The sequence below is a fragment of the Clostridium algidicarnis genome, from assembly GCF_000703125.1.
GTDB lineage: Bacteria > Bacillota > Clostridia > Clostridiales > Clostridiaceae > Clostridium_L > Clostridium_L algidicarnis.
Window position 1 is genome coordinate 1617752 of sequence record NZ_JNLN01000001.1, and the last position, 24697, is coordinate 1642448.

Consider the following 24697-nt stretch of genomic DNA (forward strand, 5'->3'; position numbering starts at 1 on the left):
CTTTGAAAAAAAAGATTAGTGAGAAAACACTTAAAAAATCATTTTTCAATTGGTTTTTCTGGAACGGATGTTCACAACAAGCAGAAAGTATGTTAGGAATGGCTTTTGGACAGTCTATGGCTCCAGTAATTGATGAATTATATGATAAAAAGGAAGACAAATCTGCTGCTTTAAAAAGGCATATCACACTTTTTAATACAGAAGGCCAAGTTGGATCGATTTGTAATGGAGTTGTCTGTGGCTTAGAGGAAGCAAATGCTAATGGAGAATGTACACCGGAATTGATTAGCAGTGTAAAGGTTGCATTAATTGGGCCAACATCTGCTATTGGTGACTCATTATGGGTTGCAACCATTATTCCAATATTACTCACAATTTGTTTGTCTATTGCACAAACATCACAAACAACTGCATGGCTAGGACCAGTTGTTTATATGCTTGTTTATCCTATAGGAACCTGTATTTTAAGCTGGAAATTGTTTAAATTAGGTTACAAGTCAGGTATCGAAGGCATGCAAGGATTTATGTCAACAGGTAAACTTGATACATTAACAGATACAATGACAATATTAGGGTTGATTGTTGTTGGTGCATTAACAGCATCCTTTGTTAACTTTTCGTTACCAATTAAAATTGTTAGAGATGTATTAGATGTTACAACTGGTACTATGTTAAAAGATCAAGTTATTTTTGATGCAGATAAAATTATTAACTCGATTTTCCCTAAGATTTTACCTTTAGGATTGACAATAGCTGTTTACAATTTATATTCAAAGAAAAAGTGGTCTCCACTTAAATTAATGGGATTGATTTTGGTTATTGCATGTGCAATCACTTTAGTTGGATATTTAACAGGATTTTACGCATAATTGTATTATCAGCTCATATTATAAGAACAAAAAAGTGTATAGAGACCTTAATATTAAGTGTAACTAAGGTCTCTATTAAAAAGGAGATTTAAAATGAAAAGAATTGTAGTTATTGGGCATGGTGGATATGCTGAAGGAATAAAACAAAATTTAGATATGATTGTTGGGAAACCTGAAAATATGTATTTTATTGATTTAACTAGAGAGGACGATTTAGCTGATTTAGAAAAAAAGGTAGATAGTTTATTAGAAAGTTTTAAGGACGATGAAGTTTTATTTGCATGTGATTTATTAGGGGCGTCACCATTTCGGGTGGCTGCAATGGCTTGTGTAAATCATCCGGGAAAATATTATACTGTAGCAGGTTTAAATACAATGGCATTTATAGAATTAAGCATTGAGAGTGATTTATCCATTGAGGAATGGGCAGATCGTGCTATTGAAACTAGTAAGACAGCTTTAGTAAAGTTTCCTGAATAGGCAATGCCATGTATAAATTTATTTATTTTACAATTATATTGATAGTAATATTTATTATTAGTTTATTATTAAATAAACTTAGGCAAAAAACAACCAATGAATTGGAAAAAATATTATATATCCAAAATGATCCAAAATTATATTTGGAATTACTAAAAAACCCAAGGTTAAAAATATTGTATAAAAAGAGTTCTTTACTTCAATTTCAATTGGATGCATATCTTTTATTGGGAGATGATTTTAAAATTGAAAATATCATCAAATTATTAGATATAATGATAATGACAAAAGGTGAAACGTTAGAATACAATTTGAAAAAATTATCTTATTATTGTTCTCAAGCTAAAAAAGACAAAGCTCAAGTGGCATTTAATAAGATAGAGGATATTCTATCTAAAGTAAAAGGACACCAAGCTCAATTCATACATAAAGAAAGCAAAATAATTTTTGACATTTACATTAGGCATGATACAAAATTAATTAAGGAGCTAGAGCAACTTCAAGCGAATCAAGAAGGAATAGTTCGTGGATTAACCCTATATCGACTTGCAAAGTTAAGTTATTTTGACAAAAATAGCAAGAAAACACAAAGTTATTTACTTCAAGCGAAAGAATTACTTGACAATACAGTTTGGTTTTATATTGTAGAAGAGGCTCTTAAAGATATGTCTGTATTAAACTATAAATAAGGTATGCAATTTTTTGCATACCTTATTTTAACTTAATTAGAAGCTCATTTATCAAGAGGTAATGGTAGTCAAAATATATACTTAACCTAATTTACTTTGATTTTTTATTTTATCCTATACCAATAAGGTTTCACATAGATAATCCCTATTTGTATACTATTGTCAAAGGATATACAATATTAATTGACAAGTCTAGCAAGTTAAGGGGGATGTATCAATGAAGGAAGAGAAGCTATTTGAAGAAATTAGTGAGGCTGTAATAGAGATGGAAGATGATCTGGTGGCGAAACTATGTAATAGATCTTTAGAGCTTTCAATACCAGCTGATAAGACAATTGCAAAAGGTTTAGTTGTTGGCATGGATAAGGTAGGACAACTTTATGAAGAAAATGAATATTTTCTTCCAGAGGTTCTTACTTGTTCAGATACCTTAAACATAGGACTTGATATATTAAAGCCACATGTAAAAGTAGACGTTACTGCTAATCCAATAAAGGTAGTCATTGGGGTGGTAGAAGGAGATACACATGATATAGGTAAGAATTTGGTTAAGATAATGACAGAATCTGCAGGTATTGAAGTATATGATTTAGGTAGAGATGTTCCATTAAAAAGCTTCATCACAGTGGCGGAAGAGGTAGGGGCAAACTTCATATGTATGTCGACTTTGATGACAACTACTATGATGGGAATGAAATCTGTAATAGATATGTTAAAAGAGAATAATATAAGAGATAAATATAAAGTAATGATTGGTGGAGGACCAATATCTCAAAGATTTGCAGATGAGATTGGTGCAGATGCGTATACTGTAGATGCAAATGAGGCCGTAAAAAGAATGAAATTAATGGTAGCAAGTTAATTGAAAGAAGGGGTAAGATTGAAAAGAGATCAAATGACTCCAAAGGAAAGAATGACAGCTTTTGCAAAAGGACTTGAAATAGACCGTATACCATGTAATCCACATATGGGTGTCACCATGGCACCATTCATAGGAATACCTCTTAAAGAATATTACCATTCAGCAGAAAGAATGGCAGAGCTTGAGATAGCATTATTTAGACGGTTAAACCATGATGGTGTAAGTGTTTCAGTTACATTAAGAGGAGTTGCTGAGGCAATGGGATCTAAAATGCATTATCCTGATAATAGTATTTCACTTATGGAATCACCTGTAGTAAATAGTATAGATCAAATAGAAAGTTTAAAACCTTGTGACCCTGAAAAAGATGGGAAATTGCCATTAGTTCTTAAGGCCATAAGTATTATAAAAGATAAAATTGGACATGAGGTAAATGTTGGAGCAGGCCTTGCGGGACCTTTTAGTACGGCAGCTTCAGTAGTTGGTACTGAAAATCTTTTAAAATGGATGCTGAAATATCCAGATAAAGTTCATATATTAATGGAAATAGTTACTGAATCAAATAATAGATTTATAGAAAAGGCAGCAGAGCTAGGTGTGGGGGTGGGCTTTTCAGATCCGGTGTCTTCAACTAGCTTAATAAGCGTTAAACAATTCAATGAATTTTCTGCTCCCTATATAAAGAAAAACGTAGACACGATGAAGTCATTAACAGGAAGGAGTGCTTCAATTCATATTTGTGGTAAAAGCAAAGGTATTTGGCAAATGGTTATGGATACAGGAGTTTCTAGTTTTAGTATAGATAATGTAGAAGATCTTGCTGATGCCAAGGAAATAATGGGGGATAGGGTTACAATATCAGGAAATGTACCACCAGTTGACGTAATACAAAAAGGAACAAGAGAAGATGTACTTAGAGCTGCAAAAGAATGTATTAAGAAGACCTATGGAGCTAAAAAGGGATATATACTTAGTTCAGGTTGTCAAATACCTATGAACACACCTATGGAAAATATTGATGCATTAATGGACGGGGCTAGGATATATGGTAGCTATCCTATTAATGAAGAATTATTATTTAGTGAAGATTAGGAGAAAAGCTATGAATGAAAAAGAAAGATTGTTAAAAGTCCTTAAGGGTGAGAAAGTAGACAGGCCTCCAGTGATATGCCCTGGAGGTATGATGAACGCAGCTGTTACAGAACTTTTAGAAGATATAAATGCTAATCATAATACTGACCTAGATGCTATGGTAGCTACTTCTATTAAGGTAAGAGAAGTTATAGGATTTGAAAATTATGGTGTACCTTTTTGTATGACTTGTGAATCAGAACCTTTTGGTGTGGTGGTTAGTGAAGGTGATAAAAACAATGAGCCAAGAATACTAGAGTATAATGAATCTAACTTACAAGAGATTATGAGAACTTTTAATCCAAGCTTTCCCGTAAATTCTAGAAGTGAAACTGTACTTAAAGCAATTGAAGCTCTAAAAAATGATAAGGTTCCTGTAATTGGTAACATAACAGGGCCAATAAGTACAGCTACTTCAATTGTTGATCCACTTAAATTATTTAAAATGTTAAGGAAAGAACCTGATGAAGCATATATATTTATTAAATATGTAAACGATTATTTAATAAAATATGCAAAAAAGATGGTAGAAGCAGGAGCTGATCTTATAGTTATTTCAGATCCTACAGCAACTGGTGAGATATTAGGTCAGAAAAACTTTGATAAGTTTGCAATGCCTATGTATGTAAATATGTTAGAGGCTATGAAAAGCATTAATACCCCTGTAATAATTCATATATGTGGGGATACAAAAACTATAATTGATAGCTTAAATTCTTTAGATGTAGCAGCTCTTAGTTTTGATTCTATAGTGAATATGCGGTCCGCCAAATTAAAGCTTAGTACAAGACTTATGGGGAATGTAAGTACATTGCTATTACAAAATGGACCTGTAGACAAGGTTATTTCAATTACAAAAAATGCTATGGAATCAGGCGTAGATATCGTATCTCCAGCCTGTGGACTCGGTATGTCTACTCCAATAAGAAATCTTAAAGCTATGACGGATTATGTGAAAGGAAGTATGTAATGCCTATAGTTAAATTTATTAAAGAAAATATAACTATTGAAGTAGAAAAAGATACTATTTTATTAGATGCAATTAGAAAAGCAAAATTAAACATCGAAACCCCATGCAATGGTATGGGGTTTTGTGGTAAGTGTAAAGTGATAGCAAGGGGGGAACTATCAATTCCAAGTCATAAGGAAAGAAAGATTATAGATGAAAATAAATATGAAAGACTATCCTGTATGGCTATGGTGCTTGGAGATGTAGAAGTAGAGCTAATTGAAAATGAAAAGATACTTAAGACAATAAATAAAGGGTTTAGCATTGAGGTTGAAATAGATAGTCCTGTCAAAATTATAAAACTAAAACAGATTGATAAAGTAAGTTCTAGTCCTTATGTTGATTATCTAGGATATAATTTAAATTCAGTAGAATTATATAGAAAAGTTAGTATTATAGAAGAACAAAATCCTAAAGAAATTTGGGGGGTTATATTTGGTGACAGACTACTAGATATTAGTAGCTATGAAAAAAGTATATTAGGAGTGGCAATAGATATTGGAACCACAGGGATATCCTATTATTTATTAGATTTATCAAGTGGTAAAACACTTAAAAGACTATCATCATTAAATCCTCAAACAGAGTATGGGGGCGATGTGATTACCAGGATTTCGTATTGTATGGAAAATCCATTAGGTGCTATTAAACTTCAAGAATTAATTGTAGATGAAATCAATAACACTATAAAGAAACTAACAAATAGTATCTATGAAATGGATGACATTTATCATATTGCAATTTCAGCAAACACAACTATGTCACATCTTTTATTAGGAGTAAATCCTAGGTCACTGGCTAAGGCACCTTATAGACCAATGTTTTTAGGATTAGGAGATATTAAAGCAAAGGATATATCTATTAAAGTTAATGAAGAAGCTGTACTTAGCATAATACCATCTGCTTCATCTTATGTAGGTGGAGATATAGTATCAGGGATTATGGCATCAGACTTTCAAAATGATAGGGGAGCTGTATTTATAGATATTGGTACAAATGGAGAGCTAGCAGCTTTAAAGGATGGAAAGATAATATCAACCTCAACAGCAGCAGGGCCTGCACTAGAGGGTATGAATATAGAATGTGGATGTCGTGCACAAAGGGGAGCAATTGAGACATTTCATATAGATGAGAAATATAATATTCATTACAAAACAATAGGAGATGAAAAGGCTCTCGGGATTTGTGGAAGTGGACTTATAGATATAGCTGGAGCATTGGTTAAGAGAAATATATTGATGAAATCTGGTAGATGGAATAAGAATTTAGATCCTAATGTGGCTGAAAGATTAGTAGATAAGAAATTTTACATAACTAAAGACATATATATTTCACAAAAAGATATAAGACAAATACAGTTAGCAAAGGGAGCCATAGCTGCAGGGGTGATTTTGATGTTAGAGGAAGTAGGATTAAGAATAGAGGATATCCCAAAGGTATATATTGCAGGTGCATTTGGATATCACGTTAATGCTGATAATATAAAAATCATAGGGCTTATACCTAAAGGATTTAATGGTGAAATATGCTTCCTTGGGAATACATCACTAGAGGGCTCTAGGTTAGCTTTAATAAATAAAGAATGCCTTCAAAAGGTATATGATATTAAGGAAAATATGAAAGTATTAGAACTGTCCCTTAGAGAAAATTTTCAAGAGGTTTTTGTGTCTCAATTAAATTTTTAGGAAGGGATATAAGATAGTAAATTAATTTTAATAAAGGAGATAATATGGAAGTTTCAAACATTTTTAAATGTACAGCAAATAAAGTGGATATAATACCAGATAGTATATTAGAAAAATTAAATATATCTTATGAAGAGGCAAATAATGATGCTTATAACATAGCTATATTGTCTAAAGCTTTGAAAGAACATAATGGAAAAGAATATTGTAGACTACCATTTTGTCATACTGTAGAGGCTGAGTCCTTTGGATCTATAGTGATATTCAATCAAAGAGTAGGTAATAGAATTGGTAAATACTCAACTCATGAAATAAATTCAATTGAAGATATTTCAAAAATGGACTTAAGTAAGGGAAGAATCTCTAAGGTTCTAAAAGCAGTGAGAATATTAAAAGAAAGTGGAGAAACTGTGATACTTGATGTTACCGGTCCAATAAGCATTGCTACATCTATTATGGATAGTAACTTATTTTATAGGGCTATTAGAAAAGATAGAGAAAAGGTTGATAAGTTATTAGATATAATTGAGGAGAGTATAGTAGAATTTATTCTAGAAGGTGTTAAAGAAGGGGTAGATATTATTTCCTTTGCAGATCCCACAGGTACTATAGATATAGTTGGACCAAATATATATAAAGAAATATCAGGAAAGTCCACATATAGGATATTGAAAGAGGTGGAAGGTAAGTTACAGGATACTATTATCCACCTATGTGGTAAAACATCTACATCTCTTGAATCTATAGGACTTTTAGACAGTGAAAAGATAAACGTAGATGGGAAAAACTATTTTGAGATGATTGAAAATATTAGAAAAGAAAGAAAAGACATTAAATTTATAGGACACTGGTGCCTTAAATTAGATAAGTTGAATAATGTATTAATAGCATTAAAAACAATTTAATTATAAGGTTTGGCAATGAAAATAAAGTATAGTATTAAAAAGGTGTTGCCATTAAATAAATGCTAAGGATTTAAAAAAAATGGTGTTGGGATTAAATTTCATTTGATAATATGTTAACCTAATGTTATAGTTAATGAGTTAGCACTCATCAGTGAAGCGTGCAAAAATATATAAATAAATACAATTGTTAAAAGTCACTTTTTATTAAAGCGGCTTTTTTTTGATGAATTGGATAATACAAATATATTTATACCATGTCTACCACAGGTAATAAGAGGAAAAAATACTTTCCTAAGCACTAGCATTAGCGAATGTAATATAAGGGAAATTCCTTGACATACCTTTAATGATGATCTTAATCACTTTTTAACTATGATTCAAATTGAAAAAAAAGGAGGCGCATTTATGAATATCTTTAGTTTTTTTGTTTCGAGATGGAAAACTATATTAGATCTTACAGTTGAACACTTGGTTATGGTAAGTATTGCAATGGTTATTTCTATAATAGTAGGAACCACAGTAGGAATATTAATTACAAGGAATAAAAAAATAGCAAGTATTATTTTGAGTATTACAAATATTATGATGACCATTCCAAGCTTAGCACTCTTTTCCTTGCTTATACCAATCTTGGGCATTGGGAAAGAACCAGCAATTTTTGGACTAGTTGTTTATACCCAGTTACCAATCGTTAGAAATGTTTATACAGGAATTATAAATATTAATCCCTCTATTATTGAAGCGGCCAGAGGTATGGGACTTACGGAAAAGAAAATATTATATAAGATTAAAATTCCTCTTGCATTTCCATCTATTATGTCAGGTATACGAACAGCCGTTGTTATGGGAATAGGAATAGGTGCAATTGGAGGTTACATAGGAGCTGGTGGTTTAGGAGTTTACATTTTCCAAGGAATAAGTAGAACAAATGATAAGATGATATTAATAGGAGCAATATTAATTTCACTTATTGCCATAGTGGCCGATAAAGCACTTGGAAGAGTCGAGAAAAAATACCAAAGATAATGAGGAGATAAGATATGATAAAGTTTGAAAATGTTACCAAAAAATATACTAATAGAAATATGGCTGCAGTTAATAATGTTAATTTACACATTAAAGAAGGAGAAATATGCATGTTAGTTGGCCCATCAGGCAGTGGGAAAACTACAGCTATGAAAATGATTAATAAATTAATTAAGCCTAATTCAGGAGATATATTTATTGATGGTAAAAATATAGAAGAAATTGATTCTATAGAATTAAGATTAAATATTGGATATATTATACAAGATATAGGGCTCTTTCCACATATGACTATTTTTCAGAATATTGCAATTGTGCCTACGGAATTAGGTTGGGAAAAAGATAAAATTGAAGAGAGAGTGGATGAATTATTAGAACTCATGGAACTTGATCCTCAAATTTATAGAAGTAAGAAACCAAGAGAATTGAGTGGCGGACAGAAGCAAAGAGTAGGGGTGGCAAGAGCTTTAGCAGGTAATCCCAAAATTATGTTAATGGATGAACCTTTTGGTGCTTTAGATCCAATTACAAGGGCGAAATTGCAAAATGAATTTCTAATAATCCAAGAAAAGATAAGGAAGACTATTGTTTTTGTAACACATGACGTGGATGAAGCAATTAAAATGGGTGATAAGATTGCAGTATTAAAAGAAGGAAGTATTGTTCAATTTGCTACACCAAGTGAAATTCTATCTAATCCTGCAAATGATTTTGTATCTGAACTCATTGGTTCCAACAGCGCATTAAAAATGATGAACTTGATTAAATGTGAGAGTATTATGCAAAAAGTATATACAATGGATGCAAATCTAAGCTTTGAAGAGGCAAAGAAAATGTTTTTACAATTTAATGTTGAGCAAATGGTGGTTGCTGAAAAAGGAGTAAAGAAAAAATATTATATTGAGTTTAAAGAAGCTTTAAAAAAACAGGGTAAAGTTAGTGAAATGAAAAAGGAAATTGTAAATAAAATAACAATTAAAGCAACAGTACAAGATGCCTTGTCAGAAATGTTTAGTACTGGGAAAAAATATATTTTTATTGAAGATGGTAGTCGTGAAATTAAGGGCATAGTCACAATGGACAATTTACTTAAGGTGGTGAGTGATTATGGCAATATGGACATCTAAAAATTATAAGGAATATATAAAAAATGCTGTGATAATGTTATCTTTACTAGCTATTGGTATTGTATTAAGTATTTATGTAGTTGAGAACCCTCAAGATAGTTTGGTTTCAAGATTAGTTACTTATAACAAAATACATGCTTTACTATTACAACATATTTATATTGTTGGAATATCAAGTGCACTAGCTATATTAACAGCAGTTCCATTAGGTGTATTCCTGACTAGAACAAAATTTAAAAAATTTGCACCTATAGTAGTGAACATTGTAAATGTGGGACAAACAATTCCAAGCATAGCAGTGGTAGCATTGTTTGTTGGAATATTAGGAGTTGGTGCCAAGACGGCTATTATTGCCTTATGGATTTACTCATTGTTGCCTATTTTAAATAATACATTAATTGGTATAGGAGAAGTAGATAGATCCATTATAGAGGCTGCAAATGGAATGGGAATGAAGGCAAGGCATGTTTTGACTAAGGTGGAGATACCTCTAGCTATGCCAATGATTATAGCAGGCATCAGGACATCAGTTACTATTAATATTGGATCAGCTATATTAGCAGCTTTTGTTGGCGGAGGTGGTCTTGGTAACTTTATCATTACTGGAAACAACATTAGCCGATGGCAAGTTCTTGTATTAGGTGCAACACTACCAGTTCTTATGGCACTTTTTGCAGATTTTGCATTTGGAATAATTGAAAAAAAATAAAAGCGTGAGAAGGAGAAATTATGTTTAAAAATAATAAAAAGTCAATGATTATGGTTCTTGTTTTAGGGATGGCACTTACCATCTTAACAGGATGTGGAAAAAAGGAAGCTACAATTAAGGTAGGTTCAAAAGAATTTTCAGAGCAATTGTTGTTAGGTCAAATGACAATATTAGCTTTAGAAGATGCAGGATATAAAGTAGAAGATAAAACAGGTGTTGCAGGTTCAGATAAAGTTAGAAGTGCTCTAAAAAGTGAAGAAATCGATATTTACTGGGAATATACAGGCACTGCATGGCTTTCACATTTACAACATGATAACCCTTTGACAGATTCAAAGGACTGTTATGAGCAAGTAAAGGCAGGGGACGCAAGTAATGGTATTGAATGGTTAAACTATGCACCTTTAAATAATACTTATACGGTTATGATGAGAAAAGAACAAGCAGAGGAATTGGGAATTAACACATTAACTCAGCTAGGTGAATATATTTCAGCAAATCCAGATGAACTTAGATTTGCAGTAGATCACGAGTTTACTTCTAGAGGCGACGGTTTGCCAGGACTAGAAGAAGTCTATAAGTTTAAAATGAAAGAAGATAATCTTTTAGTTATGGATAATGGTATTGTATATAAGGCACTAAAAGAAAAACAATCGGATATCGGTATGGGATTTTCTACAGATGGAAGAATCAAAGGTTTTGACCTAGTTAATATTAAAGATGATTTAAATTTCTTTCCAGCTTATAACCCATCACCAAATCTTAGAGCTGATTTTGCAAAAGAAAACCCTAAAGTCGTTGAAATTTTAAATACAGTTTCTGAAAAGATAGATACTGAAACAATGACAAAATTAAATTATTCAGTAGATATTGAACAAAGAGTGCCAAAAGATGTGGCAAAAGAATGGATGAAATCACAAGGGCTAATTAAGTAAGAAACTGGAAAGAAATTTTCAGTGGTAGCTGAAGAAATAAGAAAGTTTGCAGAACAATTAAAAGATACAGCAATAAAAATTAAAAATATTACTTTTTAATTTACATATTTAAAATAAGATATTCTAGATATCTAAGTTTAATCCTATATAAGATCAGTTGAATACTGGATTTATATAGGATTTTTTTATTGATGCTTAACAGTGTTGTGTTATCTTTGCTTATAGTGTTCTTAAATATACAAAATCAAAGTATGCATATTGATTATCTCACAGGAATAAATAATCGTAAAAGGCTTGAGGCTTATTTAAAGCAAAAGGTTAGTACAAGCAATGAAAATAAAACATTTTCCGCTATTATGATTGTTTTTAACATTTTCAGTTACTGGCATTTGACAATAACTAAAAATAGAAGTAAGATGAAGATGGCAAATGCTAATAATAAAATTGATTTGGAGGAATAGTAATGAAAATAGCAATTTCGGCAACAGGAAAAACTAATGAGGATTTACTGGATATGAGATTTGGTAGGTGTGAATATTTTCAAATTCATGATACTGAAAAGGGTGAATTTACAATTTTAGAAAACAAAGGTCAAAATGCTACTGGAGGAGCGGGTATTGCATCATCTAATCAATTAATAGATGAAAAGGTAGACGTTATTATCACAGGAAATCTTGGACCTAATGCATTTGGACTTATTCAAAAGGCACAAATTAAGGCATATGGGTGTGGAAATATAAATATAAACTCGGTACTTAAAAAGTATAAGGATGGTGAACTTGAAGAAATAAAGATATCTGGTCCTCAAAACCATTAGATTGGAGATGAATGCTTAATGAATATAGCAATACTTAGTGGAAAAGGAGGAACAGGGAAAACCACGGTATCTACGAATCTTGCCCTTGCATTAAATGCAAATTATATAGATTGTGATGTAGAAGAACCAAACGGTTTCTTATTTTTAAAGCCTAAAGTGTATAAAACAGAAAAGGTTATGGTTGAGTATCCTGTTATAGATGATGATAAGTGTGTAAGATGTGGAGCTTGCGTAAATGTATGTCAGTTTAATGCTCTTGCTAAAGTAAAAGATGACATTATGCTTTTTCAAAAATTATGTCATGGCTGTGGAGCTTGTGAAATTGTATGTAAATATAATGCACTAACCTATGAGAAAAGAGAAATAGGCAAAATTGAAAAAGGTATTGTAAGAGGTATAAATTGCAACAGAGGAATTTTAAATATAGGCGAGCCTATGGCAGTACCAGTTATAATAGAACTTCTTAAAAATTTATCAGATGGAGTTAACTTAATTGATTGTCCTCCAGGTACTTCTTGTAATGTAGTAAACGCTTTAAAATATGCTAATGCAGCAATACTTGTTACGGAGCCTTCAGAATTTGGACTTCATGATTTGAAAATGGCTTTAAAACTTGTAAAAATGTATAATATACCCTTTGGTATAGTAATAAATAAAGATGATGGAAAAGATAATATTATAAAAAAGTATTGTAAAGAAAAGAAACTCCCATTAATAGGCACCATACCTTATAGCAAAGATACGGCAGTGATTTACTCTAAGGGTGAAATACTATATGATGATTTACATCATATAGTAATATTTGATGAGATTTCAAAGACATTAAAGGAGGTGCTATCTTGGAATTAGTAGTTTTAAGTGGAAAGGGAGGAACGGGAAAAACTACCATTGCAACAGCAATATCTGAACTTGCAAAGGATGTAATAAGGATAGATTGTGATGTAGATGCACCAAATCTTTATTTGTTTTATGATGGTGAAGATATTGAAAAGAATATATTTATAGGTGATAAAAAGGCTACAATAGATGAATCACTTTGCATTAAATGTGGCAAATGTTCCGCTATATGTAGATTTAATGCTATAGAAGATTTCACTATAAATCCATTTGCTTGTGAGGGCTGTGGTGCCTGCGTGTTAGTATGTCCAGAGAATGCTATAAAGTTAAAAGATGAAAAGACAGCAGATACATTTATAACTAAGTTAGATAAAGGAATAATTTCAAGAGCAGAAATGGGAATAGGTAGTGATGGATCTGGAAAGCTAATAACTTATTTAAGGAAGAATGGCAAAAGATTCAAGAAAAATGAGGAATTAACTATAATAGATGGCTCACCAGGTATAGGTTGTGCTGTAATTGCTTCAATAACCGGAAGTGATGCAGTATTAGTTGTTACAGAGCCTACAAAATCAGGTTTAGAGGATTTAATGAGAGTAACAATCTTATGTGAGCATTTTGGGGTTTTTACTATGGTCTGTATAAACAAGTATGATATAAATGAAGATATGAGCAAAGAAATAGAAACGTTCATTGAAGAGAAGAAATTGGCTTTAGTAGGAAAGATTCCATATGATGATATGGTTATGAAATCCATAAATGAATTAAAACCAATAACCTTTTACAAAGATAGTATAGCAGAAAAGGCTATTGAAAATATGTGGGATAATATGAAAGGGCATTTACATTGAATTTAAAAGAAATATAGAGTTATTATAAATGATAGAAGTAGATTGTATATTTGATTTGGAAAATATTAAAAGAGATAAAGCAAAGGTAGTGTTAATACTACAAAAAAATAATAGGAGGAATTTAAAATGAAGATAGCAGTTGCAAGTGAAGGAAAGTGTGTAAGTGGACATTTTGGACATTGTGAAGGATTTACAATATATAATGTAGAAGAAGGTAAATCAGTAAATAAGGATTTCACTAAAAACCCAGGACATAAACCAGGATTTCTTCCAGTATTTTTAAAGGATTTAGATGTAAGTGTTATTATTGCAGGGGGTATGGGAGAATCAGCACAGCATTTATTTACTGAAAATGAAATTGAGGTAGTTGTCGGTGCTGAAGGTTCTTGTGATGAGGTAGTGCAAAAGTATATAAAGGGTGAATTAAAGTCAACAGGCAGTGTTTGTAAAGAACATGAACATGAAGGACATTGTAATGAATAATTATAAATGGTGATTTTATGACGTTAAATGCAGGGGGGATTAACATGGCAAGACCAATAAAATTTAGAAGAGTAGAGTTTTTCCCAGAGAATACTTATTTCGTTCCATGGGGTAAGCCTAAATGTGAAATTGAAGAGGTAGTTTTAAAGGTAGAAGAACTTGAAGCTATGAGACTTAAGGATATTGAGGAATTAAATCAAGAACAGTGTGCTGAACGAATGCAGGTATCAAGGCAAACCTTTCAAAATATTATAGATAGTTCAAGAAAAAAAATCGCCATTGCTTTAACAGAAGGAAAAGCCATAAGGATAAATGGGGGCAATTATAGAACAAAATTTTGTAAGTTTAAATGCTTTAACTGCAAAAACATATATGAAATAAACTATGAACAGGATAAAAATAATTGCCCGGCTTGTGGTTCGGAAAAAGTAATGTGTAGTAAAAAGTCGGATTTTTGTACAAAGTGGTGTAATCCCACAGATTAATAAGGCTAATTTATATTTTGAAAATATCATTATTAAACTTAAAAGGTAAAACAACTGATATATTTAGCATAAAACTTATAGGTTTCTTACTTAAAGAACTCATTTTTAAGTAAGGTTAAGGCCTCCTCAAAGTTATCCTCTGAAACTCCAGAACAAGATAATAATAATCTTGGATATTTGCTTTCATCTACAGAATTAAATGAACGTACTAAAACCCCTGCATTTGCACCACGTTTTTCTAGTTCCTTAGATGAAAGTTCACTTTTAACTTCCATTTGAATTAGGAATCCGCCTGAGCCAGGAATTCCCTTGGCTTTATTAACAAATACCTTATCTATAGCAATACATAGTTGCTGGCTTTTAATCATATAAAGCTTTCTTGTTTTTTTTATTTGTCTTGATAGGTGGCCATCTCTAATGAATTGACAAAGGGCAATTTGATCGGTTTTTGATGCAGTTTGATTATATATTTTACCTCTATTTGAATAAGTATTTGTTAATTCTTTTGATAAAACCATAAAGCTAATTCTTAAAGAAGGTAGTAATAACCTTGAGAAAGTACCCATGTATATGACTTTTTCCCCTCCATCTAAACCTTGCAGTGATGGTACAGGACGGCTGTAATATCTAAATTCACTATCATAATCATCTTCAATTATTAAGCAATCATTAGTATTCGCAAAGGATAATAGTTCAAGCCTTGTTTGCATAGGCATAACATCTCCCCAAGGGGTTATATGTGAGGGTGATGTATATATTATCTTTACCTTATCTTTAGAAAAGCTAGATAGATCATTTGTAATATTATCGTAACTTATAGTGTCAAAGCCCCTATCAGAAAATACAGCTCTTGCTTGTTTAAAGCTACCACCTGCAAAGGAAACAGGAGAACGAACTCCAGTAAGGGAACATAATATTTGTAACAAACTTTGGACACCTGCTCCAATGACAATTTGCTCAGGGGTGCATATTACTCCCCTTCGATCACCAACATACTTAGATAATACAACTCTAAGGTCATACTCACCTTGAGGATCTCCATAAGATAAAAGCCTTTCTCCATTGCGAAGTGCACTTTTCATATATCTACTCCATAAGTCAAAGTTGAAACTCTTATAATCTACTGCAGAAGTAGCAAAATCGTATAATGGTTTGGATTTTATATTAGTTTTTTTAACCTCTATTGGTGAGTGCTTTTGAATATCCATATAATTTAAGTCATTTACATAAAACCCGCTTCCGGGCTTTGATGTAATATATCCTTCTGCAGCTAACTGTAAATAGGCTGCCTCTACTGTGGTCCGACTTATAATCCTCTCATTTGCACACCTTCTTATAGATGGAAGCTTACTTTCTGCTTTAAGGATGCCAGAAGAAATTAGACCTTTATAGTGGTTATAAAGTTGAATGTACAATGGAACATCGGAAGAATCATTTTGATTTAATGTGGTTATACTAGATTTACCCATATAAAAACTCCTTTATTATTAAAACTGTACTGGTTAAAATTTTAGTTTTTGTACATTTCAACAATGACAAATCTTATGTATAGTATATATATAAGAGGAAAAATATTCAACCATATATATTACTATTATTGAACTTATATATTGATTTTACTAATAGTGGTAGTTAATTTGGAATTTAATTTATGAAGGAATATTATAAAAGGGGGATTTAAATTGGAAGAATTAAAAAGAGTTCTAGCTATTCATGATCTATCAGGTTTTGGAAAATGTTCTTTGACTGTGGCATTACCTGTAATTTCTGTTGCAGGAATAGAATGTACATGTATGCCAACAGCAATACTTTCTACACACACAGGTGGATTTACAGGATATACTTTTAGAGATTTGAGTGAGGACATGTACCCTATGGCAAAACATTGGAAGTCATTAGGATTAGAGTTTGATGCTATATATATAGGTTATCTAGGAAGTTCAAGTCAAGCAAAGTCTGTAGAAAATATTATAACCTTGCTTAAAGATGATAAAACTTTAGTAATAATGGATCCTGTAATGGCTGATAATGGGGAGTATTACACAGGGCTTGATGAAGATATGTGTAAGGGTTTTCTCTCTATGTGTAAGTTTGCGGATATAATAACACCTAATTTTACGGAGGCTACTTTGTTATTAGGAGAAAAATATATTGAACCACCTTATACCAAAGAATACGTAGAAGGTTTATTAAAAAGACTTTCTGATTTAGGACCATCAAAGGTTGTACTTACAGGCGTATCCTTTAAAGAAGGGGAAGTTGGAGCAGCCTCTTATGACAAAGCAACTAATGAGATAAGTTATGCATTTACAAAAAGAACACCAGGAAGCTATCACGGTACTGGAGATTTATTTGGTAGTGCATTTGTGGCAGCAATTGTTAGAGGAATTAGTATAAATAGATCAATAAAGATTGCAGTAGATTTAGTTAAGTCTTCAACAGAAATTACTTACAAAAGGGGTACTCCAACTAATTACGGGGTTGATTTTGAAAGTAGATTGCAACAGTTTAGTATCGACATTCAAAATAATATTAATAAATAAAGCTTATAAATTCGGGGGGATTTAAAATGAAAACAAAAAAGAATGAATTTTCTACACGTACTATGGTTCTAATTGGGCTATTTGCTGCTCTTTGTTATGTGGCATTATTTTTCAAAATACCTATTCCATCACCTGTAGGTAAGCCATTTCTACACATGGGAAATATGTTTGTAATATTAGCAGCACTTCTTTTTACAGGTACTATAGGGGGACTTTCAGGTTCTATTGGAATGGGTTTATTTGATCTAATGAATGGTTATGCATCTAGTGTTCCAAAAACTGTCCTATTAAAGTTTGGTATTGGAGTAATTGTAGGGGCAGTTGCATCAAAGGGAAATAAAGAGGATGCAAAGTCTCCAAGAAAGTGGCTAAGAATTGCTTCACTTACCCTTATTGTAATAGGTATAGCTCTTTTAATTATGTCAGTTACAAGAGGAAATGAAATAGTGGTTGCAGGAATTCAAAAGAAGCTAGTAATTAATCCTGTGCTATATATATTCTCACTTATTCTTGGGGTAGCCTTAGGAATTGTATGCTTTTTATCTAAGAATCTATCTGTTAAGATTCAATATGCAGTTTTAGGCGCTGTGGCAGGTATAGCATTTAACTTGGTTGGAGAGTTTTTATTTGGATTAGTAACTCTTTTATTGGCAGGAAGTGCTTTTATTCCAGCTGTATTAAGTTCAGCAGTAAGTTTACCTGCAACGCTTATAAATGGTTCATTCTCAATATTCGTTGCTGTGGCACTTTATATTCCACTATCTAAATCAGTATTAAAATCAAAACTTAAGTGAGACTCCAAATTTTATATTTGGTCAGTCGAACTTACACCCACGTAATGAAATGGAGTAGGTGTTTCATTATTGAAGTTTATAATTAAAAAGTATTCTTAATATGAATAAAAAACAGCACTGGTATTTATGATATTAGTGTTGTTTTTTGCTACCCGTAGATAGCAGCCAAATTTAAAAGGCTATTGTCTACGGTATTTTTATACCCATTTTTAAGAATGATTTTAACATTAAAAGTATGAACTTTTATGGAGATTTATTTTAAAACTTATATATGAGTTTTAAAATAAATCTGGGTGAAATGTTGGAGAAAATGTGATTCCATTTTATAAAGTATGTAAGTGACATATTAAGTTTATTTATAAAATAGACTAGAAAAAGAGAAAAAAATTATATTATAAGGGGGCGTATTAATGAAGGGTAAGAATAAATTTAAAAGAATCAAATTGTTTTTTCCTGTATTATTATCTTTAACACTTATACTTGGATGTTTACCTACTATAGGACAGGCTAGAACTATGTCTGAATTAGAACCTTTAGATAACCTTAATGAATATTTAAACAAAATTGATTCAAAGGTAAAGAAACAATTAGAAAATGATGATGATTTAGTTGAGGTATTGATATATTTAAAAGACAGGGTTTCTATTAATGAAATAGAAGAGATTTCAAAATCACAGGGTGACTATAATACTAACTATGAAAATGAAGTTTCCAAACGAAAAACTGTGATAAATACTCTAAAGGAAAAGGCAGAAACAAGTCAAAACTCAGTAGTTTCATATTTGTCTAGTGAAAAGTTAAGCGGAAAGGTAGAAAAGATCCAATCTTTTTATATTGCAAATATTGTATACGTTAAAGCAAATAAAGAGGTAATAGAAGAAATTGCAAAAAGAGATGATGTAGAGAAGGTTTATTTTAATGATATTATAGAATTAGAAGAGCCTATAAAAGGTGTAGATTTAGATACAGTAACTAACATGGCAGAAGACGAAATTGAATGGAATATAAAAAAGGTGGAAGCACCCAAGGTTTGGGAGAACTTTAAAATAGATGGTACAGGAGTTGTAGTAGGAATTTTAGATTCTGGAGTTGATTGGACAAATCCAGCTCTAAAAGACAAATGGAGAGGCTATGATAAGGAAACAGGAACTGTTGTTAATCCAAAGGAAAGTTGGTATGATCCAATGACTAACTCAGAGCTTCCTTGGGATAACGTAGGTGTTCCACACGGTAGCCATTGCACAGGAACAATACTTGGACAAGAGTCAAATGGAGATAATACAATAGGTGTAGCACCTGGGGCAAAATGGATAGCAGCAAAGGCATTTACAGATAAGGGAGGACAACAAGTCCACTTATTAGCAGGGGCTCAGTGGTTTCTTGCACCTGGTGGAAAAGCAGAAAAGGCTCCGAACATAATAAATAATTCTTGGGGTGGATCAGCAGGAGTAGATCCTTGGTTTAAAGATGTAATAGCAGCTTGGAGATCTGCTGGTATATTACCAGTTTTTGCAGCAGGAAATCAAAAATCAGGAGAACCTAAGCCTTGGCCTGGTTCAATTCAAAACCCATCAAATTTACCAGGAAGTTTTGCAGTAGCGGCTATTGATGTTAATAATAAAAGAGGTGATTTCTCAAAGCTTGGACCTTCACCTTGGGATCCTAAGATGATTAAGCCAGAGATATCTGCTCCTGGAGTAAATATTCGTTCTTCTGTTGTAGGAGGATATGAAGGTGGGTGGAATGGTACTTCTATGGCTGCTCCACACGTATCAGGGATAGCGGCTTTAATGAAGTCAGCAAACTTTTCTTTAACAGTAGATGAAATAGAAACTATAATTAAAGAAACAGCAACAAAGTTAACAGATAATGAATATACAGAGTCTCCGAATATGGGATATGGATTCGGATTAATTAATGCATATGACACAGTATCAAAGGTTTTAGGTATAGGTACTGGAACGATAGAAGGTCAGGTTTTAACATCGGGAGAAGACAAAATACCGCCAACAGTAATTCATGAACAATTGTTAGAAGTACCTGTAGGATTAGATGCAACTGTAACAGCAGAGATAAAAGATAATATTTCAGTAACCAGTGCCAAGTTATTAGTAAAAAATGCTGAAATGAATGACTGGCAAGAGATAGATATGAAAATTAAAGATGGAAATGCAATAAAAGGTACTTATGAGGCTGTGATTCCTGGCCATTTAGTTATTACAACTGGTTTGGATTATAAAATTGTAGCTAAAGATTACGGTAATAACATTTTTACAACTGATGCATATAAACTTAGTGTAATGTTTGGAATAAAGCCAGATAAATATAGTAATGACTTTGAAACTGATATTAAAGGATTTAAGTTATCAGGTGACTTTCAGTGGGGAGCTCCTACATCATTTGTAGGTCCTAAAGCTTTAAGTGGAACAAAGGTAATAGGAACAAAGCTAGATACCTATAGTGTTACAGAAGATATAGTCAGTGAAGTAGTATTACCATCTCTTGATTTAAGAGATGCAGATCTAAAGTCAGCTAGCTTAAGGATATCAGAATGGAGTGATATATCAAGCTTTCACAGTGCTAAAATGCTTATATCAACAGATGAAGGCACTACATGGGAAGAATTAAGAAAAGTATCTGGTGGAGATAGAGAGTGGCATGAGGTTTATGTAGATCTTAAGTCATATATAGGGAGTGAAAACCCAGTAAAAATAAAGTTCGAATTTTCTACTATGTCAGAAAATAATGGCTATAGTATAGGTTGGTATTTTGATAATCTAAGACTTGTTGGAGAGGATAAAACTGCTCCAAGCATTCCTACAAATGTTAAGTTGCAGAGAAATAAATCAGGAATATCATTAAGCTGGGACAAGGTTAATGAAGCGGATTTAAAACAATATGATGTGTATCGTGCAGAGACAGCAGGAGGTCCTTACACAAAGGTTACAACTACAACAAATACATTTTATACAGATACTGATGTGAAAACAGGAAAGTATTATTATGTTATTACGTCTAGCGATTTTGTTGGAAACGAAAGTGATTATTCTAAAGAGGCAGAAATTGATTATAAAGAGATAGAAAAGATATTTTACGAAAACTTTGAAAAGGACAATGGTGGATTTACAACAGGAATTTTATCAGAATCAGGAAAAGAGAATGATTGGGAGTGGGGAGTGCCAACTTCAGGACCAAAAACTGCATTAACTGGAACGAAGGTATGGGCTACTAATCTTAAAGGAAATTATTCTTATGAGCATTCTGGGTACTTAGACACACCATCCATAAGTCTTCCAGATGATGAGGAATCAGTTTTATCAGTAGACCAATGGATGAGCATATATAGTTATGTTTATGAAGGAACTGATGACTTTGCTAATATTCAAATATCAGAAGATGATGGTGAGACTTGGAAGGTTTTAAAAGATACTATGAGGGGTTCTAAAAGTTGGGAAACTGTTACCTTAGATTTATCAGAGTATAAAGGAAAAACCGTTAAAATCAGATTTTATCTTTATACAAATGATTTAATGGGTGGACCAGGATGGTATATAGATTCAGTGACAGTACTTTCAAAGAAAGATAATGTAAATAATAAATTAAGTTTAGATTTTTTAGAAAAATTCAATTTAAATCTTTTAGATTCAGATTCTGTGGATAAAGATAATGGAAATCATAAGTTTGTGGAAGGTTTCTTACCGGCAGATGCAGTTGTTACAATTTTAGAAACTGGAAGAAGTGTAAAGACAGACTTTACAACTGGAGGCTTTACAATTACCCATGCTGGAAATAAAGAAGGAGAAAACTATACACTAAGAGCAGTTTCTTACGGTTATTATCCAAAGGAAATGAAGGTATCTCTTAAACCAGGGGAAACAGTAACAGAGGTAATTAAGCTAGATCCTATTAAACAGGGGAATATTACAGGAAAGGTAATAGATAAAGCTACTAATACAGCGGTTGCCAGTGCTAGAGTGAAGGTACTTGAAGATTCAAACATTGAAAGTGTTATAACAGATGAGGAAGGCAACTTTACCATAAATGGAGTATTTGCAGGAGATTATACTTTAAGGGTAATGAGTAGAGACTTCTATACAGAAAATATTAAGGTCACTGTAGAAGGAGAAAAAGATAATCTAGTAAATGTAGATATGAGAAAGTTTGTTGGTGTTGAAAATGAAATTGCATATGATGATGGTACAAGCGAAGATGCAAGAGTATTTGTTAATGCTGGAGTAGGGTTTGGTGTTAGATTCACTCCAAAATCTTATGGTAGAGTTAAAGAAGCAAATATTTTCTTTGTAGATAACCATAAAAAGGCACTAGGGAATAAGATTGGTATTTCTATAGTGTATATTGATAAAAAAGGTAAGATAAGTGAAGTGGGAGACTTAAAAGAAGTAACCATAGAAAGAGGTAAGTGGAATAAAATAGACTTACTCGACTATGATTTTTCTACAGATAAGGATTTTTATATAGTGACAAAGCAGTTATATCCTGCTGCTCAATCCCCAGCTATAGGTATCGATAAAGATAGCCTAGAAAATGAAAGATCCTATGTGTATACTGGTGGACTTACACCAATTGCTGATTATGAAATTGGCGGTGCTATGATGATTAGAGCCATTATGGACTATGAAGTAGAGGCGCCAAAAGAAGAAGTGACCACTCCAAATATAACTAACCTTAAGGAATTAAACTATACAAATAAAGATAATATAATCCTTGAAGGTAATATGAATATTGAGGGAAAGGTAAATGTATTTGTAAATGATGAAAAGGTTACAACTATTGATACTGAAAATAAGATATTTAGTGCAAATGTAAAAGTTAAAGAGGGAGAAAATATTATCACGATAAATGGTGAGGCCGACGGAAAGACTTCAAAGATGTCATCAGAAGTTAAAGTAATAGGGGACACTACATCACCAGAGCTTACAGTAGAAGTACCTGTAGATAGTGACTTAATTAATAAAGCTACCATTGAAATTACAGGCAATACAAAGGATGATAATCTTCAAAATGTAAAAGTTAATGAAAAAGAAGTTCTTGTAGATGAAAAGGGTGATTTTAATATACGCATACCGGCAGTAAGTGGTGAAAATATTATTACAGTGACAGCTACAGATCTTGCAGAAAATCAAACTACAGTAACAAAGAAGGTTAATGTAGTAAATGCTACAGTAACAACACCTGAAATTACAAACTTAAAAGAAGTAAATTATATAAATAAAGATAGCATAACCCTTGAAGGAAAAATGAACGTGGATGGAAAGGTCAACGTATTCATAAATGGTGAAAAAATAACAGATACTGACACTAAAGATAAGGTATTTACAGTAACTTTAGATCTTAAAGAAGAGGTAAATTCTATAACAATAAGTGGTGAAGAAAATGGAGTTAAAACTAAAATATCTGATCCAGTTAAGGTAATAGTGGATAAAATATCACCAGAAGTTACAGTAGAGGTACCAAAGGATATGGAGCTAGTAAATAAAGATTTTATTGAAATCACAGGTAATGCAAAGGATAGTAATCTTAATAAGGTTACAGTTAATGAAGAAGAAGTTTATTTAGATGAAAGTGGGAATTTCAAGATAAGTCTTCCAGTAGTAAGCGGTGAAAATACTATTACAGTAGTAGCTGAGGATCTTGCAGGAAATGAAACTGTAGTAGTAGAAAAGGTTAATATAATAAATACTACAGTGACAACACCTGAAATAACAAACTTAAAGGAAATAAACTATATAAATAAAAATAGCATAACCCTTGAAGGTAAGATGAATGTAGATGGAAAAGTTAATGTATTTGTAAATGACAAAAATGTAGCAACTGCTGATACTAAGGATAAGCTATTTACACTAAACTTAGACCTTGAAGATGGAGAAAGTGTTATTACAATAAGTGGTGAAGAAAGTGGGGTTAAGACCAAGTTGTCAGTACCAATTAAAGTAATAGTAGATACAACATCACCAGAAGTTACAGTAGAAGTGCCAAAAGATATGGATGGTGTAAATAAAGATTCTATTGAGGTTACAGGTACAGCAAAAGATAGTAACTTAGATAAGGTAACAGTTAATGGAAATGACGTGGAGGTAGATAAAGAAGGGAACTTTAAGATAATTCTACCGGTGGTAATTGGTGAAAATATTATTACAGTAGTAGCTGAGGATCTTGCAGGAAATGAAACTGTAGTAACAAAGAAAGTTACTATAACAAAAGAAACTAAGATTCCAGAAACGGAAGATCCAGTAATAAAGGAGCCAAAAGATGATACACCAAAGGTTGATGTTCCAAAAACTGAGACACCAAAAGCTAGTGTTCCTAAAACTACAACCACAAAAACTAAACTTGTAAAGACAGGAAGTTTAGTTAATACATCATCTATGATGTTATTGGGTATTAGCTTAATTATAGGTGGATATATTTTTATAAGAAGGCAAAAGAAATAAAAGAGTAG

At 32.1% G+C, this 24697-nt stretch carries 22 protein-coding genes; 21 read left to right on the top strand and 1 reads right to left on the bottom strand.

What is annotated here, in order from left to right; all coding sequences use genetic code 11:
- Positions 1-2 precede the first annotated feature (2 nt).
- From BV55_RS0107865 to BV55_RS0107955, 18 genes are all read left to right on the top strand, one after another.
- On the top strand, positions 3-869 hold the full coding sequence (locus BV55_RS0107865; RefSeq protein ID WP_029452284.1) for a PTS system mannose/fructose/sorbose family transporter subunit IID: 867 nt from the start codon (positions 3-5) through the stop codon (positions 867-869).
- Between the two features lie 93 nt (positions 870-962).
- Entirely contained in the window at positions 963-1349 is a 387-nt protein-coding gene (locus BV55_RS0107870; protein ID WP_029452285.1) for a PTS sugar transporter subunit IIA, read from the top strand.
- An 8-nt stretch (positions 1350-1357) separates the two neighbouring features.
- On the top strand, positions 1358-2038 hold the full coding sequence (locus tag BV55_RS0107875) for a hypothetical protein (protein ID WP_029452286.1): 681 nt from the start codon (positions 1358-1360) through the stop codon (positions 2036-2038).
- Positions 2039-2255: 217 nt separating this feature from the next.
- Positions 2256-2900, top strand: a complete 645-nt coding sequence (locus BV55_RS0107880) for a corrinoid protein (protein WP_029452287.1) — start codon at positions 2256-2258, stop codon at positions 2898-2900.
- A gap of 33 nt (positions 2901-2933) precedes the next feature.
- Complete coding sequence (locus tag BV55_RS0107885) at positions 2934-3992, top strand: uroporphyrinogen decarboxylase family protein (RefSeq protein WP_423752110.1); 1059 nt, start codon at positions 2934-2936, stop codon at positions 3990-3992.
- A 10-nt stretch (positions 3993-4002) separates the two neighbouring features.
- Positions 4003-5001: a uroporphyrinogen decarboxylase family protein gene (locus BV55_RS0107890; protein ID WP_029452289.1), complete on the top strand. Its 999-nt coding sequence runs from the start codon at positions 4003-4005 to the stop codon at positions 4999-5001.
- Positions 5001-6725 (top strand): ASKHA domain-containing protein, encoded by a 1725-nt coding sequence (locus BV55_RS0107895; protein WP_029452290.1) that lies wholly within the window; start codon positions 5001-5003, stop codon positions 6723-6725. The genes BV55_RS0107890 and BV55_RS0107895 overlap by 1 nt, the downstream gene beginning before the upstream one ends.
- Positions 6726-6769: 44 nt before the next feature.
- Entirely contained in the window at positions 6770-7630 is an 861-nt protein-coding gene (locus tag BV55_RS0107900) for a uroporphyrinogen decarboxylase family protein (protein WP_035794317.1), read from the top strand.
- A gap of 405 nt (positions 7631-8035) precedes the next feature.
- Positions 8036-8656, top strand: a complete 621-nt coding sequence (locus BV55_RS0107905; RefSeq protein ID WP_029452292.1) for an ABC transporter permease — start codon at positions 8036-8038, stop codon at positions 8654-8656.
- Positions 8657-8670: 14 nt separating this feature from the next.
- Positions 8671-9783: a betaine/proline/choline family ABC transporter ATP-binding protein gene (locus tag BV55_RS0107910; protein ID WP_029452293.1), complete on the top strand. Its 1113-nt coding sequence runs from the start codon at positions 8671-8673 to the stop codon at positions 9781-9783.
- The gene (locus BV55_RS0107915; RefSeq protein WP_051652450.1) at positions 9764-10492 is read left to right on the top strand and encodes an ABC transporter permease; all 729 of its coding nucleotides are present in this window, start codon (positions 9764-9766) and stop codon (positions 10490-10492) included. The genes BV55_RS0107910 and BV55_RS0107915 overlap by 20 nt, the downstream gene beginning before the upstream one ends.
- Before the next feature lie 20 nt (positions 10493-10512).
- Complete coding sequence (locus BV55_RS0107920) at positions 10513-11427, top strand: glycine betaine ABC transporter substrate-binding protein (RefSeq protein ID WP_029452295.1); 915 nt, start codon at positions 10513-10515, stop codon at positions 11425-11427.
- A gap of 188 nt (positions 11428-11615) precedes the next feature.
- Positions 11616-11888: a diguanylate cyclase gene (locus BV55_RS0107925; RefSeq protein ID WP_157469632.1), complete on the top strand. Its 273-nt coding sequence runs from the start codon at positions 11616-11618 to the stop codon at positions 11886-11888.
- 2 nt (positions 11889-11890) lie between these two features.
- The gene (locus BV55_RS0107930) at positions 11891-12244 is read left to right on the top strand and encodes a NifB/NifX family molybdenum-iron cluster-binding protein (protein WP_029452297.1); all 354 of its coding nucleotides are present in this window, start codon (positions 11891-11893) and stop codon (positions 12242-12244) included.
- A gap of 18 nt (positions 12245-12262) precedes the next feature.
- Positions 12263-13093, top strand: coding sequence for an ATP-binding protein (locus BV55_RS0107935; protein ID WP_029452298.1), 831 nt, complete (start codon positions 12263-12265; stop codon positions 13091-13093).
- The gene (locus BV55_RS0107940; RefSeq protein ID WP_029452299.1) at positions 13084-13932 is read left to right on the top strand and encodes an ATP-binding protein; all 849 of its coding nucleotides are present in this window, start codon (positions 13084-13086) and stop codon (positions 13930-13932) included. The genes BV55_RS0107935 and BV55_RS0107940 overlap by 10 nt, the downstream gene beginning before the upstream one ends.
- Before the next feature lie 126 nt (positions 13933-14058).
- On the top strand, positions 14059-14415 hold the full coding sequence (locus tag BV55_RS0107950) for a NifB/NifX family molybdenum-iron cluster-binding protein (RefSeq protein WP_029452300.1): 357 nt from the start codon (positions 14059-14061) through the stop codon (positions 14413-14415).
- Between the two features lie 44 nt (positions 14416-14459).
- Complete coding sequence (locus BV55_RS0107955; RefSeq protein WP_029452301.1) at positions 14460-14900, top strand: DUF134 domain-containing protein; 441 nt, start codon at positions 14460-14462, stop codon at positions 14898-14900.
- A gap of 86 nt (positions 14901-14986) precedes the next feature.
- Here BV55_RS0107955 and pdxR read toward each other — a convergent pair whose 3' ends face one another.
- Positions 14987-16369, bottom strand: a complete 1383-nt coding sequence (gene pdxR / locus BV55_RS0107965; RefSeq protein WP_029452302.1) for a MocR-like pyridoxine biosynthesis transcription factor PdxR — start codon at positions 16367-16369, stop codon at positions 14987-14989.
- Between the two features lie 213 nt (positions 16370-16582).
- Between pdxR and BV55_RS0107970 the strand changes: the two genes are divergently transcribed.
- The 3 genes from BV55_RS0107970 (at position 16583) to BV55_RS0107980 (ending at position 24689) form a co-directional block, all read left to right on the top strand.
- Positions 16583-17443: a pyridoxamine kinase gene (locus BV55_RS0107970; RefSeq protein WP_029452303.1), complete on the top strand. Its 861-nt coding sequence runs from the start codon at positions 16583-16585 to the stop codon at positions 17441-17443.
- A 26-nt stretch (positions 17444-17469) separates the two neighbouring features.
- Positions 17470-18237, top strand: coding sequence for an ECF transporter S component (locus BV55_RS15120; RefSeq protein WP_051652451.1), 768 nt, complete (start codon positions 17470-17472; stop codon positions 18235-18237).
- Between the two features lie 410 nt (positions 18238-18647).
- The gene (locus BV55_RS0107980; RefSeq protein WP_029452305.1) at positions 18648-24689 is read left to right on the top strand and encodes a S8 family serine peptidase; all 6042 of its coding nucleotides are present in this window, start codon (positions 18648-18650) and stop codon (positions 24687-24689) included.
- The last annotated feature ends 8 nt before the right edge of the window (positions 24690-24697 follow it).